This window comes from Kribbella sp. NPDC056951, assembly GCF_042674205.1.
Lineage (GTDB): Bacteria > Actinomycetota > Actinomycetes > Propionibacteriales > Kribbellaceae > Kribbella > Kribbella yunnanensis.
Genome location: NZ_JBHUQZ010000003.1, coordinates 286,700 through 299,445 on the forward strand (window position 1 = coordinate 286,700; position 12,746 = coordinate 299,445).

At 67.7% G+C, this 12,746-nt stretch carries 13 protein-coding genes; 12 read left to right on the forward strand and 1 reads right to left on the reverse strand.

Annotated features, from left to right (window positions below):
* Positions 1-7 precede the first annotated feature (7 nt).
* The 12 genes from ACFTSF_RS14270 to ACFTSF_RS14325 are packed head-to-tail and all read left to right on the forward strand — an operon-like array spanning position 8 to position 10,903.
* Complete coding sequence (locus ACFTSF_RS14270) at positions 8-262, forward strand: acyl carrier protein (protein WP_344144695.1); 255 nt, start codon at positions 8-10, stop codon at positions 260-262.
* Entirely contained in the window at positions 262-489 is a 228-nt protein-coding gene (locus tag ACFTSF_RS14275) for an acyl carrier protein (RefSeq protein WP_380154193.1), read from the forward strand. The genes ACFTSF_RS14270 and ACFTSF_RS14275 overlap by 1 nt, the downstream gene beginning before the upstream one ends.
* Positions 482-1,483: a beta-ketoacyl-[acyl-carrier-protein] synthase family protein gene (locus ACFTSF_RS14280; protein WP_380154194.1), complete on the forward strand. Its 1,002-nt coding sequence runs from the start codon at positions 482-484 to the stop codon at positions 1,481-1,483. Before ACFTSF_RS14275 ends, ACFTSF_RS14280 begins: the two co-directional genes overlap by 8 nt.
* Positions 1,480-1,941: a beta-ketoacyl synthase N-terminal-like domain-containing protein gene (locus ACFTSF_RS14285; RefSeq protein ID WP_380154195.1), complete on the forward strand. Its 462-nt coding sequence runs from the start codon at positions 1,480-1,482 to the stop codon at positions 1,939-1,941. The genes ACFTSF_RS14280 and ACFTSF_RS14285 overlap by 4 nt, the downstream gene beginning before the upstream one ends.
* Positions 1,938-3,524 carry a class I adenylate-forming enzyme family protein gene (locus ACFTSF_RS14290; RefSeq protein WP_380154196.1) on the forward strand — a complete coding sequence of 529 codons (1,587 nt, stop codon included), beginning with the start codon at positions 1,938-1,940 and terminating at the stop codon, positions 3,522-3,524. Before ACFTSF_RS14285 ends, ACFTSF_RS14290 begins: the two co-directional genes overlap by 4 nt.
* On the forward strand, positions 3,521-4,846 hold the full coding sequence (locus tag ACFTSF_RS14295; RefSeq protein ID WP_380154197.1) for a beta-ketoacyl-[acyl-carrier-protein] synthase family protein: 1,326 nt from the start codon (positions 3,521-3,523) through the stop codon (positions 4,844-4,846). Before ACFTSF_RS14290 ends, ACFTSF_RS14295 begins: the two co-directional genes overlap by 4 nt.
* Positions 4,847-5,914: a 4-hydroxyphenylpyruvate dioxygenase gene (gene hppD, locus ACFTSF_RS14300; protein WP_380154198.1), complete on the forward strand. Its 1,068-nt coding sequence runs from the start codon at positions 4,847-4,849 to the stop codon at positions 5,912-5,914. It begins immediately after the preceding gene.
* The gene (locus tag ACFTSF_RS14305; RefSeq protein ID WP_380154199.1) at positions 5,904-6,809 is read left to right on the forward strand and encodes a phytanoyl-CoA dioxygenase family protein; all 906 of its coding nucleotides are present in this window, start codon (positions 5,904-5,906) and stop codon (positions 6,807-6,809) included. Before hppD ends, ACFTSF_RS14305 begins: the two co-directional genes overlap by 11 nt.
* Before the next feature lie 12 nt (positions 6,810-6,821).
* Positions 6,822-7,634: a DUF3050 domain-containing protein gene (locus ACFTSF_RS14310; RefSeq protein WP_380154200.1), complete on the forward strand. Its 813-nt coding sequence runs from the start codon at positions 6,822-6,824 to the stop codon at positions 7,632-7,634.
* Positions 7,635-7,637: 3 nt separating this feature from the next.
* Positions 7,638-8,579: a thiamine pyrophosphate-dependent dehydrogenase E1 component subunit alpha gene (locus tag ACFTSF_RS14315; protein ID WP_380154201.1), complete on the forward strand. Its 942-nt coding sequence runs from the start codon at positions 7,638-7,640 to the stop codon at positions 8,577-8,579.
* Positions 8,580-9,578 (forward strand): alpha-ketoacid dehydrogenase subunit beta, encoded by a 999-nt coding sequence (locus ACFTSF_RS14320; protein ID WP_380154202.1) that lies wholly within the window; start codon positions 8,580-8,582, stop codon positions 9,576-9,578.
* On the forward strand, positions 9,575-10,903 hold the full coding sequence (locus ACFTSF_RS14325; protein ID WP_380154203.1) for a hypothetical protein: 1,329 nt from the start codon (positions 9,575-9,577) through the stop codon (positions 10,901-10,903). Before ACFTSF_RS14320 ends, ACFTSF_RS14325 begins: the two co-directional genes overlap by 4 nt.
* A 644-nt stretch (positions 10,904-11,547) precedes the next feature.
* On the opposite strand, the gene ACFTSF_RS14330 is transcribed toward ACFTSF_RS14325, so the two are convergent.
* Positions 11,548-12,705, reverse strand: a complete 1,158-nt coding sequence (locus ACFTSF_RS14330) for an MFS transporter (protein WP_380154204.1) — start codon at positions 12,703-12,705, stop codon at positions 11,548-11,550.
* Between the last annotated feature and the right edge of the window lie 41 nt (positions 12,706-12,746).

Consider the following 12,746-nt stretch of genomic DNA (forward strand, 5'->3'; position numbering starts at 1 on the left):
TAACCCGATGAAGGACGAGGTTCGCGATTTCGTCATCGCGCAACTGCAGGACATGAACTACGACGTCGAGGGAATCGACGACGACACCACACTCGGCCCGGCCGGGGTCGATCTCGAGTCGCTCGCGCTGGCCGACCTGTCGGTCCGGGTCGAGGACAAGTACGGCGTCCGGTTCTCCGACGACGAGTCCGAGCAGTTGGCGTTGATGACGGTCGGCGAGTTCACCACCGAGGTGGCCGGCCGGGTCGCACAGCAGGTCTGATGACCGCCCAGCCCCCGCCCGGGCGGGCAGAGATCATCGACTGGCTGGCCGGCCTCGGCCAGCGCCCACCAGGTACCGAGCGGATCGACTCGATGGAGCTGGCCTGGCTGGTCCATCAGGTCGAGCAGCGGTACGGCGTGGAGCTGCCGGACGAACAGCTCGAGCGGATGACCACGATCGACGCAGCGGTCGCCGTACTGGCTGAGGTGCTGGCCAGTCATGTCTGAACGCCGCCCGGTCGCCGTGACCGGACTCTCCATCCTCACTGCCCTCGGACGTGGTCCCGAGGCGCAGCTCTCTGGCGTGCCCGCGTTTACCGAGGTGCGGCGGTTCGACACCAGTGCACTGCGGGTCCGGTACGCCGCTCTGGCCGCTGAGACCGGGACTCTGGACGAGGAGCTCGACCTGGCGATCGCCACGGCATGCATCCAGGCCGGTGTGGATCGCAGTACGACGCCGTTGCTGCTGGCGATGCATAGTGCGCCGGCCTGCGACTTCGGTCAGGCTCGCGTCTACACGAGTGCCTGTGTGTCTGGCAGTACGGCGTTGGCCGACGCGGCGGCGTTGATCAGTAGTGGGCGGGCGGACCGGATCGTCGTTGCGGGTGCGTATCTGGTGGAGCCGTATCAGTTCGCACTGTTCGATGCGGGGCGCGCACTGGCGTCCGACAACGTGGTGCGGCCGTTTAGCGCTGAGCGTCGCGGGACTCTGCTTGGTGACGGGGTTGCGGCTGTCGTGCTTGAGGCTGGCGCTGGTCTGGCTCGGCTGGCCGGGTGGGGGCGTGCTGGCGATGCCTACCACCCCTGTCAGCCCGCACCGGATGGACGTGGGCTGGCTGTTGCGCTGCGACGGGCGTTGGAGCGTGCGGGGGTGTCGCCGGACGACGTGGGCTATGTGAATGCCAATGCGACCGGGACGCTCTTCAGCGACCAGGCCGAGGCTGCTGCGCTCGGTGCGGTGTTTCGGAGCAGTCCGCCGGTGAGCTCTACCAAGGGGCTGCACGGGCATGCGCTGGAGGCCTCCGGGGTCGTGGAGTTTGTGGTGATGGTGCAGGCGCTGCTGGACGGGAAGCTGCCGGTCAACGCGGGGTTTCTCGGGAGTGATCCGCAGTGTCCAGTCGACGTGATCCTGGATGCGCCGCGGAGCGTGCAGACGCAGGTCGGGGTTTCGGTGAACTCGGCGTTCGGGGGCGCCAACACGGCTTTGGTGGTGACGGTGTGATCGAGGTCCATGACTTGGTGGTACTCGCCGAGGCGCGCTGGCCCGAGCCGGGTGATGGGGTGCCATCGGGGATCCCGGGGTTTGTCGAGTCGGCCTTCAACCCGTTGGCAGCGGCTGCGGCTGAGCGATGTCTGGAGCGGGCCGGCCGGCCCGCGGGGGCGACCGGGGTTGTGGTGGTGACGGCGGGGGATCGGGTGAGTGCGGCGGCTGTGCAGGAGTTGGTTGCGCAGGGCAAGCGGGTGGGGCCGTTGTTCTTCTTCCAGTCGGTGCCGAACAGCATCGCGGGCTGGATCGCGGCGAAGTGGGACCTGCGGGGGCCGGTGGTGTGTGTGACGGACGGCGGGTTCGACGAGGCCGCGTTGCTGATCGGCGACGGAGATGCCGATCGGGTGCTGATCGTGCAGGTGGCGGCGGACGAGGCGTCCGCGCAGATCGTGAGTGGGGGAGAGTCGGTATGAAGCAGGTTGCAGGGTGGCGGGCGCGGTTGGCGGCGGATCCGGGGATCGGGACTGGGAACGTGCTGGCGACGGTGATTGCTCAGGGCGCCGATCTGGACGGGCCGGGGCTGACGTTCGACACGGCTGTTGATCAGTTCGCGGCCGAGCACCCGTTGACCTTGGGTGAGCTCGATGAGCGGGTCCAGGCTCGTACGGCGTGGTTGCACGAGCACGGGATCGGGCGGCGGGACGTGGTGGCGGTCTGGGCGACTGAGGCGCAGGACGTCGTACTGAGCTTTCTGGCGCTGACCCGGGTCGGGGCGATTCCGGCGTTGCTGAACGGGAAGATGGCGCCGGCGATTGCGGACGAATACATCCGGCGGCTGCGGGTGACCGCCGTACTGGCTGATGCGGGGCACCGGGCGTTGCTGGAAGCCGAGGTGCTCGCCGAGCCGCGGGAGCTGGGGACGGGCGATCCGGCGAAGGCGCCTGAGCACTACCGGCATCACCGGGACGACCCGGTGGTGATCACGCACACGAGCGGGACGACCGGCGTACCGAAGGCTGTTCTGCATACGCACACCACGTTGTACGCCGCTCTGAAGCACCTGCTGACGATGCCGCAGGCGCAGGGGACGGACCGGATTCTGAACGCGCTGCCGATTCCGCATACGGCGACGGTGCTGATGGTCAACCAGGTGCTGGGGAACCGCGCGGAGATGCTGCTCGTGTCGAGCCAGGATGCGAGTGGGGTGCTGCGGCACATCGAGCGGTGGAAGCCGCATGCGGTGTACGGGTTCGCGGTGACGTGGTCCGAGCTGGCTCGGGAGGATCTGTCGCAGTACGAGCTGGACTCGGTGCGGATGTGGTTCAACACGGGGGACTGTGCGCACGAGCCGCACATCCGGAAGCTGGTCGCGGTCGGCAGCCGGGAGACGGTGACGCGGGATGGTCGGGTGACTGTGCCGGGGTCGCATTTCATCGACGGGCTGGGCTCCAGCGAGATGGGGCACAACGGGTTCCACATCACGCACACGGTCTCGTCCGAGCACTACGGGCGGTGTATCGGGAAGCCGTACGAGTTCGCATCGGCGGCCGTGTTGAGTTCAGCGGGGGAGGAGTTGCCGCCGGGGAAGGCGGGGATCCTCGGGTTCCGGTCGCCGTCGGTGTCGCCGGGGTATTGGAACGACTCGGTCAACACTTATCGCTTCCGACTAAACGGTTGGTTCGTTACCGGGGACCTGGTCTACCGGGACGAGACCGGTCACTACTTCCACCTGGACCGCATCCCTGATGCGGTGGCCGGGTTCGACGGGCCGCAGCTCTACACGTCACTGTCCGAGGAACGCATCCTCGCTGCGATCCCTGAGGTCGTCGACTGCACGGTCGTGATCGTGGCGGAGGGCGGGCAGTACGCCGCCGACGTACTCCTCGAACTCACCCCGGATGCCCCCGAGGTCGATCGCACGGACGCCGTCCGCGAAGCCGTAGGCGAGGAGGTCGCCGCCATCCTCCGCCGCGTCACGGTCGTCGGCGCCGACGACGTCCCCCTCACCGTCACCGGCAAAGTCCGCAAGGTCGCGTTACGAGAGGCCCGGTCATGAGTACGGCGGGGGGCCGCGCGAATGCGGCCGACCACGCCGCGGGTGCTGAGACCGCTTCGGCCGGAGTCACGATCACGGGGATCGGGATGTTGACCCCCGTGGGTCGGGGTGCGGCGGAGGTGTTCGCGTCGCTCCTCCACGGGCGGTCGGGGGTTGTGGCGCCGCCTGAGGATCATCCGATCGCGGGGTCGATCGAGTTGGCGGGGATTCTGCCGGAGTTTGATGCTGGGGCGATCGCGGCGGGGCCGGACGGGAAGGTGATGGATCGGACCGTTGTGCTCGCGCAGCTCGTGGCTGAGGAGGCATTGGCTGATGCGGGGCTCAGGGTTGGGGAGAACGTTGCTGCGGAGCGCATTGGTGTGATTGTGGGTGGGGTTGGGGGGATGGCGACTCTCGAGCGGCAGGTGCTTGCGAGGGCGGAGCGGGGGAAGGTTGCTGTTAGCCCCTATTTGCTGACGGGGATCTTGCCGAACATGCCGGCGGCTCGGGTGGCGATCCGGTTTGGGATGCGTGGGTATACGTCGGCGGTGGGGACGGCTTGTGCGTCGGGCGCGCAGGCGATTGCGGATGCTGTGCGGCTCATCCGGGCCGGCGAGGCGGACGTCGTACTGTGCGGGGCCAGCGAGGCGCCGTTGTTTCCGACGTTTGCGGAGACCTTTGCCAATGCGCGGGCACTCGCCAGAGGTTGGGACGATCCAGCGGAGGCTAGCCGGCCGTTTGACCTGCGGCGTAACGGGTTTGTGCTGAGTGAAGGTGCCGCCCTGCTCGTGCTTGAGAGTACGGCGCATGCGGCCGCGCGAGGTGCGAGCGGGTACGCCGATGTTGCGGGGTACGGCGTCAACTCGGACGCGCATCACCCGACTGCACCGCGACCGGATGGAACCGGGGCCGCGGCGTGCATGCGGCTAGCGATGAGGAACGTCCGGCCGGAACAGGTCGGTTACGTCAACGCGCACGGGACGAGCACCAAGCTCGGCGATGTCGCCGAGTCGGTCGCGATCGGGCTTGCCTTTGGCAACCACCTGCCGGCGGTCTCCTCCACCAAAGCGCTGACTGGACACATGCTCGGCACCTCCGGGGTGGTCGAGGCAGCGGCGGCCGCGCTCGCGATCAACGCCGGCATGGCACCGCCGACGTACCACCTCGACGACCCTGATCCGGCCTGCCCGCTGGATCACATTCGCAAGGAACCACGGGCGATCCCGCTCGAGTACGCCGTCTCGAATTCGTTCGGGTTCGGCGGCCAGAACGTGAGCCTGCTCCTCGGCAAGGCGAGTACGCCGAAGCAGCGACAGATCACCAGCAGTGAGGAGAAGGCGTAGATGGAGATTTACGGGATCGACCACGTGGAGATGTACGTGGGCGACGCTCGTCAGGCGGCGTTCTACCTGGGGCATGCGTTCGGGCTGCACGTGCATGGTCAGGGTGGGCCGGAGACCGGGCTGCCGGATCAGCGGTCGCTGCTGCTGCGGGAGGACGCCGTCCAGATCGTATTGACGACCGGCCTGGTCGCCGACCACCCGGCCGCGGCGTACGTGCAGCGGCATGGGGACGGCGTGGCGATCGTGGCGATGGAGGTCGACGACGCCACAGCGGCGTACGGCGAACTGACGTCGCGTGGGGCACAAGGTCTCAAGGAGCCCGAGCGATTCGAGGTCGGCGAGTCGGTCGTGACAACAGCTGAAGTCGCCGGGTTCGGTGATGTGATCCATCGGCTGGTGGAGCGGCGCGGGCCGCGGCGGGAGTTCTTGCCGGGGCGGATCCAGTTGACCGCGCCGAGCGGCGTACCGGACGAGAAGCTGTTCAGCGAGATCGACCACCTGGCGATCTGTGTACCGTCCGGTGAGCTCGAGCCGACCGCCAAGTTCTACGAGGATGTGTTCGGCTTCCCGCGGATCTTCGAGGAGTACATCGAGGTCGCGGGGCAGGGGATGGACTCGAAGGTGGTGCAGAGCCCGTCGAAGCACGTGACGTTCACGCTGATCGAGCCGGATCTGAGTCGCCGGCCTGGTCAGATCAACGACTTCCTGACCTGGCACGCGGGCGCCGGCGTACAGCACATCGCCTTGCGGACAAGCAACATCGTCGAAGCGGTCAGCACGCTCTCCGATCGTGGCGTGAACTTCCTCGGCACACCATCGACGTACTACGACGCGCTGGCTGAACGGGTCGGCGAGGTCGAGACGCCGATCGAGGAACTGCAACAGCGCGGCATCCTCGTCGACCGCGACCACTGGGGTCAGCTGCTGCAGATCTTCACCGAGTCGATGCACGTCCGGCGCACGCTCTTCCTGGAGATCATCGAGCGGCGCGGGGCGATGACATTCGGCAGCGGAAACATCAAGGCCCTGTACGAAGCCAAGGAGCGGGAGTTGGCCCATGACGCTTGAGTTCAAACTCTCGGAGGAGGAGATCGAACTCCTCCCCACCGACGAAGACGTTGCCTTCTACAACGAACACGGCTGGTACCTCTCGAAGAAGCTGCTCACCGACGACGAGACCGACGAGCTCGTCAACGCGAGCGAGCGGTACTACGCCGGTGAGCGGGACCGGACCCTCCCGACGGCCCCGCCCAAACTGGCGTACTGGGACCCGACCAAGGGCAATGTCCAGCGGCACAACGACTACGTGCACTACGAGCACGACGGGCTGGCGAAGATCCTCCGCAAGCCGCTGATCGGTGCGGTCGCGGCCCGGCTCGCGCAGACGCACGAGATCCGGATCTTCCAGTCCACGTTGATCTACAAGCCGCCGATCGAGGGCGAACCGTCGAACATCGTGCCCTGGCACTTCGACAAGCACTACTGGTCGTCCTCGTCGTCGGACCGGATGCTGACCGCGTTCATCCCGTTCCACGACTGCCCGCCGGAGATGGGCACGATCACGATGGTCGACGGCAGTCACCGCTGGAAGGAGATCGGCTCCGACGACACGGTCGTCCGCCACTTCGCCGAGCGGGACCGCTCGCAGCTCGACCAGATGCTGGCCGAGAACGCGTCGTACAACGGGGCCGAAGTGGTCAAGTTGCCGATCACGATCCCGCGCGGCCACATGAACTTCCACCACTGCCGCACGTATCACGGCAGCGGTGCGAATATCAGCGACCGCCCACGCCGGGCGATCTCGCTGCACCTGCAGGACGGGGACAACCGCTACCGCGAGTTCCCGCTGTCCGACGGCACCACGGCGGCGTACAACCACGACGTCCTGGTACGGCGGACCTCCGACGGGCGGCCGGATTACGCCGATCCCGAGTACTGCCCGACGCTCTGGGCCGATCGCTGAGAGGAACGAACAATGTCACGTTACGACTGGGGTCAGACGCACCCCGGGATCGAGCAGCTGGAGAAGGCCGTTTCGGAGGCCCGCGACAAGGTCGTCCAGCACCCGCTCTACGCCATCCTCGACACCCACGAGGCGCTGGTCACGTTCATGGAGCACCACGTGTTCGCGGTCTGGGATTTCATGTCCCTGCTGAAATCGCTGCAGCGCGAACTCACCTGTGTGACAGTCCCGTGGATCCCGACCGAGCACCGCAGCAGCCGCCGCCTGATCAACGACATCGTGATGGTCGAGGAGAGTGACGAGCTGGGCGGCACGGACGGCAAGCCCGCGTTCATCAGTCACTTCGAGCTGTACGTCGACGGCATGCACGAGGCCGGCGCCGACACCAGCGCGATCGACAAGCTGATCGAACTGCTGAGCAGTGGCGCTCCGGTGGTCGAGTCGCTGGCAGCGGCCGGCGTACCGCAGGCTTCGATCGACTTCGCCGGAACCACCTGGGGCATCATCGAAAACGCGCCCGTGCACTGCCAGGCGGCGGCGTTCGCGTTCGGCCGGGAGGATCTGATCCCGGACATGTTCACCCAGGTCGTCGCGGTGAACGAGCGCTCCAACAAGCTCAACACGTTCGTCGACTACCTCGAGCGGCACATCGAGGTGGACGGCGAGTTCCACACCCCGATGGCGATGCAGATGGTCGCCGACCTGTGCGGTGACGACCAGGCCAAGTGGGACGCCTGCGCGGACACCATCAACACCGCGCTCGCCGCCCGGGCCCGGCTCTGGGACGCGATCACCGCCGCTGTTGTCACGAGTGTGCCGGCCTGACCCATGACCACTAACGATCTTTACCGGACCGTCCGGCTGATCCGCAGATTCGAGGAACGGGCGATCGAGTTCGTGCGGTCCGGGGAGATCGTCGGAGGTATCCACCCGTACGTCGGTCAGGAAGGGATCGCGGCCGGGGTATGCGCAGCGCTCGGTCCGGACGACGTGATCACCAGTACGCACCGCGGTCACGGGCACGTGCTCGCCCGTGGCGCGAATCCGGCCCGCTTGATGGCCGAGCTGATGGGCCGGGAATCCGGTCTGAACAAGGGCCGCGGCGGTTCGATGCATGCGGCCGATTTCAGCCTCGGCATCCTCGGTGCGAACGCGATCGTCGGCGCGGCCGGTTCGATCGCGACCGGCGCCGCGTGGGCTTTGCGGCAACAGGGCCGGGATTCGGTCGCCGCGACGTTCTTCGGGGACGGCGCGATGAACGAAGGCATGCTGCTGGAGGCCTTCAACCTGGCCGCGCTTTGGCAGGTACCGGTGGTGTTCGTCTGCGAGAACAACGGGTACGCGACCACGATGCCGGTCGCGTCCGCGGTCGCCGGGAGCATCACCGCCCGGGCCCAGGCCTTCGGGATGCCGGCCTTCACGATCGATGGCCAGGATCCGGAGAAGGTGCTGGAGGCAACCAGTACGGCGGTCGCGCGGGCTAGGGCCGGGAAGGGCCCGACGTTCCTGGAGTGCCTCACCTATCGGTTCGACGCACACCACACATTCGAGCACCGTGCCCGCCTCACCTATCGCTCGGCCGAAGAGATCACGACTGGGCGTTCGCGGTGTCCAGTGGAGATCCAGGGCGCACGGCTGACGGCCGCGGATCGGGCGGCCGTCGACGCCGAGGTCGAGTCCCTTCTGGAGGCGGCGGCGGGGATCGCTTTGGGCAGCGCCCACCCAGACCCCGCCGCCGCACTCTCGTACCTGTACGCCGGGGGGATCTGAATGCCGAAGCTGTCCTACTTGAAGGCGCTGAACCGGGCGCTGGCCGACGAGCTGGAGCGGGACCCTTTGGTGTTTCTGCTCGGTGAGGACATCCGGGCCGCGGCGTCGAATGTGACGGCCGGCCTGCATGCGCGGTTCGGGGACGACCGGGTCCTGGATACTCCGCTGTCCGAGCAGGCGTTCACGAACTTCGCCACCGGCGCGGCACTGGCCGGGATGCGACCGGTGATCGAGTTCCAGATCCCGTCACTGCTCTTCCTGGTCTTCGAACAGATCGCGAACCAGGCACACAAGTTCTCGCTGATGACCGGCGGCCAGTGCAAGGTCCCGGTCACGTACGTCGTCCCCGGGTCGGGCTCGCGGACCGGGTGGGCCGGCCAACACTCGGATCATCCGTACTCCCTGTTCGCCCACGTCGGCGTGAAGACCGTGGTCCCGGCCACCCCGGCTGATGCCTACGGCCTGCTGGTCACGGCGATCCGCGATGACGACCCGGTCGTCGTGTTCGCTCCTTCGGCGGCGCTCGGCGTACGGGATGATCTGGATTTTGGAGCGCTCGCGCCGGTTCCGTTGGGTGTTGGGCGAGTGGCTCGGACTGGTGACGACGTCACGGTGGTTGCCCTCGGCCACCTTCTGCACGACGCGCTGGCAGTCGCCGATGAGTTGGCCGGGCAGGGGATATCGGTCGAGGTCTTCGATCCGCGGACGGTCTATCCGCTGGACGTCGCCGGTCTGATCGCTTCGGTGCAGAAAACTCAGCGGCTCCTGGTCATCGACGACTCGAACCGGACGAGCGGTTTCGCGGCCGAGGTGCTCGCGGTGGTTTCCGAGAACTGCACCCTGATCGCACCGCCGCGCCGGGTGACCCGCCCCGACGGGGCCGTGCTCCCGTTCGCCCTCGCTCTGGACCGAGCCGTCCAACCCGGCCGGCAACACTTGACCGCCGCCCTGCATGACGTCCTGCAGAGCTCCTCACTCCACGCCCGGGAGACCCGATGACCGATCTGTGGAACACGTTGCCCGAGGCAACCCGTACGGCGCTGCTCGCCCGTGGCGCCGATTCGTGGCGGACCGTGTACGACGGGGTGGCCACCCACAACAAGCAGTGGCGCCCACTCCGGCCGCCGATCATGTCGGCCGCGGTCTACGACGACTTCACCGCGATCTCGGCGACGGTCTCGCGACTGATCGTGACCGCCTGTCGGCAGCGAGCGAAAACAGCGGGGGAGCTGCGGGAGGCACTCGGAATGCCGGTCGGCGCGATCGACCTGCTCGACGAGAACCTGCCGCTGACCGAGGACCTGCTCGGCGGTGTCCGAGCAGACATCCTGCTCGCGGACGGAACGCCGTACATGGTCGAGGCGAATATCGACAGCGCCCTCGGCGGTGCCCACGACTCCGACGGAATCGCGGCCCGCTTCCTTGCGGCGTACGTCGGTGATCCGATCCTGGATGCGGTCGGGCTGACCGCGCCACCGTCAGCGGTCGACGCTCGGTATGAGGCGGTGCGCTCGGCGCTGTCGTTGTCCGGGACGGACCGGTTGGCGATGGTGTTCACGACAGGTGGCACCTACCCGGGTTCGCAGGATGGGCTCGCGATGATCAAGCTGCTGGAGGGCTTCAGCGAGCGGGGTCGGCAGTTGGGGCTCGACATGCGCGTGTACCCGGTCGAGTGGCTGACCCTCGACGACGCCGGCCGCCTGTGCGTCGACGACGGCCCGATCGACGCCGTACTGCGGATGTTCGTCCCACAAGGCACGAAGCCGAGTGCCGGTCTGGATGCACTGGGGACGGCGGTTCAGACGGGCGCGATCCGCATCTTCACCCCGACCGCCAGTTGGTTGCTTGCCAGCAAGGCGATCTTCGCGTGGCTGTGGGACGACCTCGACACCCTCGATCCAGCCGACGCCGACGTAGTACGCCGTCACGTCCCACGAACCCAGGTGTTGTCGGCCGACCTCCGCGTGCAGGCGATTGCGGATCAGCAGGAGCTCGTCCTGAAACCGTCCGGTTCCTACGGCGGTGTCGGTGTCGTCGTCGGCCCTGAGGTATCGGCCGATGAATGGCAGCACGCGGTCGACCAGGCACTGGCCGAGACCGGCTACATCCTGCAGAAGTACATCCCGGTCGACCGGCTCACCATGCAGTTCGTCGACATGGAAAGCGGTGCGGTGGAAGAGTCGGATGTCCCCTTCTGCCTAGCCCCGTACCTCTTCGGCGGCACCCCCGCCGGCGCCTACCTCCGCTTCGCCGTCCCCGGCGCCGGCCCCGTAGTCAACGTAGCCCAAGGAGCCCTAACCAGCGGCCTACTCCTGCTGCCCTGAAACCACGGTCGCTTGGGTTCGCTGGCATGCGGCCGGGGACCTACGGCGCTGGTTGCTCACCGCTGCGGCCGGCTTACAGAGGAGGAGTGGCGGGGCCGCCTGTGGCTGGGCTGCTTGGCGAGGTAGGCGATCGCGTGCCCGTCGCCTGGGTCTGACGGGCTGTGGCTGGGGCAGTCAGGTGCGGTTGGCAGTTGGGTGCGGCTTGCTGGGGTTGAAGGGCCGGGGAGCCCACCGGCTCCAGCGGTCGCCCCAGCGGCCGAGGCGAGCCAGCTCACGTGGGCGTGAACACCGCGCCGGGCCCTTGAACAGGTTATGCCCTGTCCCAGCCCACCATTTCCTGTTCAAGCCCCCACCAACTGCCCACCTCAGGACGGAAACGGCAGATCCACGGAGTCCTACTGCCACCCATTGGCAGTAGCACTCCAATGATCGACCAAACCTGACCCCCACCGCCCATCTGTCGCCGCAACCCAAGCCCGTCAGCCTCAGGCAACGGGTACACGGGCGCGACCTCGCCAACCGGCCCAGCCATCTGCTCGGCCAGCCACACCTCCTCTGTAAGCCGGCCGCGGCGGCGAGTGCCCGGCACCCACGACGCCGGCCGCATGCCAGCGCACCTCAGCCACCCTGCCGTACCCCAAGGGCTATGAAACGACAGCCGCTCGCACGGCCGGGATGATGCTGAGGGCGACGATGGTGGCGGTTAGGGCGAAGGCGAGGGGGTAGCCGGTGCCGGCTACTACGGCGCCGAAGGCGATGGCGCCTAGGCCCCAGCCGCCGTCGTAGGCGAGGTTCCAGAGGGCGCTGACTTGGGCGTAGCGGGAGGCGGGGGCTCGGTTGTACATGAGGGTGAGCGTGAGGTTCTGGGCGGCGCCGAAGCCGATGCCGAAGAGGGTTGAGCCGGTGAGTACGGCGATCGGGGTGTCGATCAGGATGAGGCCGGCGGCGCCTAGAGCGGAGAGGGTGAGGGCGGCGGGGAGTAGGCGAGCCGGGCCGACGCGGTCGCCGTAGCGGCCGGCTAGCCAGCGGGCGCCGGGGGTGGCGAGGGCTTGGAGGAGTAGGGCGGTGGCGGCCAGGGAATGGTTGCCGGCGGCAAGGGGGAGGAAGGTGACGCTGATGCCTGCGGCGAGGGTGACGGCGGCGAACACGAACGACGGCATCAGCAGGCCGCTGCCGCGCAGACCGCCGAGAACCTTCACGTGGGTCTCTTCGGCGCTGGTCTGGCTGGGAATGCCGCTCGCCAACACCAACGGAACCAGAGCGGCCACCGCGGCGATCACGAACAGGGCGTTGAAGCCGATCACATTCGTCAGGTAGACCCCGAGCGGTAGGCCGGCAACCGCTGGTACGCCGACCACCACGCCGTACAGGCCGAGTGCTTCACCGCGGCGATGGGCTGGTGCCAGCTCGGCGATCAGGGCGACCGCGGCGACCACGTTGATGGCCAAGCCGGCGCCACGGATCACGGAGACCAGTACGACGATCGGCAGCGAGGACGTGGTGAGCAGCACCAGCGCGGGTGCGCCCATCAGGACCAGGCCGAGGCCGAGTACGACGCGGTATCCCCAGCGGGCCAGCATCCGGGGGACGAGCAGTTCGACGGCGACTGCGGAGAGCATCATTGCGCCCGTTGCGAGCCCGGGGCCGATGGCGGCTGAGCCGTGGGCCGCGAGGTAGAGCGGGACCACCGAGGTCAGCAGGTACATGCTGAGTCCGGATCCAGTGGCCATCACCAGCAGGCGGATGAACCGCGCACCGAGCAGTCGCTGGGTAGGCTCTACGGGGACATCGCAGATCGTCATACCGATCACGCTAGAACCAGAGCGGTCTCCATCGCAGATCC

What these genes read in the sequence shown, in the direction of transcription:
- ACFTSF_RS14275 (WP_380154193.1), top strand. Translation starts at nt 262, where the DNA reads ATGACCGCCCAGCCCCCGCCCGGGCGGGCAGAGATCATCGACTGGCTG.
- ACFTSF_RS14280 (WP_380154194.1), top strand. Translation starts at nt 482, where the DNA reads ATGTCTGAACGCCGCCCGGTCGCCGTGACCGGACTCTCCATCCTCACT.
- ACFTSF_RS14320 (WP_380154202.1), top strand. Translation starts at nt 8,580, where the DNA reads ATGCCGAAGCTGTCCTACTTGAAGGCGCTGAACCGGGCGCTGGCCGAC.
- ACFTSF_RS14290 (WP_380154196.1), top strand. Translation starts at nt 1,938, where the DNA reads ATGAAGCAGGTTGCAGGGTGGCGGGCGCGGTTGGCGGCGGATCCGGGG.
- hppD (WP_380154198.1), top strand. Translation starts at nt 4,847, where the DNA reads ATGGAGATTTACGGGATCGACCACGTGGAGATGTACGTGGGCGACGCT.
- ACFTSF_RS14325 (WP_380154203.1), top strand. Translation starts at nt 9,575, where the DNA reads ATGACCGATCTGTGGAACACGTTGCCCGAGGCAACCCGTACGGCGCTG.
- ACFTSF_RS14330 (WP_380154204.1), bottom strand. Translation starts at nt 12,705, where the DNA reads ATGACGATCTGCGATGTCCCCGTAGAGCCTACCCAGCGACTGCTCGGT.
- ACFTSF_RS14315 (WP_380154201.1), top strand. Translation starts at nt 7,638, where the DNA reads ATGACCACTAACGATCTTTACCGGACCGTCCGGCTGATCCGCAGATTC.
- ACFTSF_RS14305 (WP_380154199.1), top strand. Translation starts at nt 5,904, where the DNA reads ATGACGCTTGAGTTCAAACTCTCGGAGGAGGAGATCGAACTCCTCCCC.
- ACFTSF_RS14295 (WP_380154197.1), top strand. Translation starts at nt 3,521, where the DNA reads ATGAGTACGGCGGGGGGCCGCGCGAATGCGGCCGACCACGCCGCGGGT.
- ACFTSF_RS14310 (WP_380154200.1), top strand. Translation starts at nt 6,822, where the DNA reads ATGTCACGTTACGACTGGGGTCAGACGCACCCCGGGATCGAGCAGCTG.
- ACFTSF_RS14270 (WP_344144695.1), top strand. Translation starts at nt 8, where the DNA reads ATGAAGGACGAGGTTCGCGATTTCGTCATCGCGCAACTGCAGGACATG.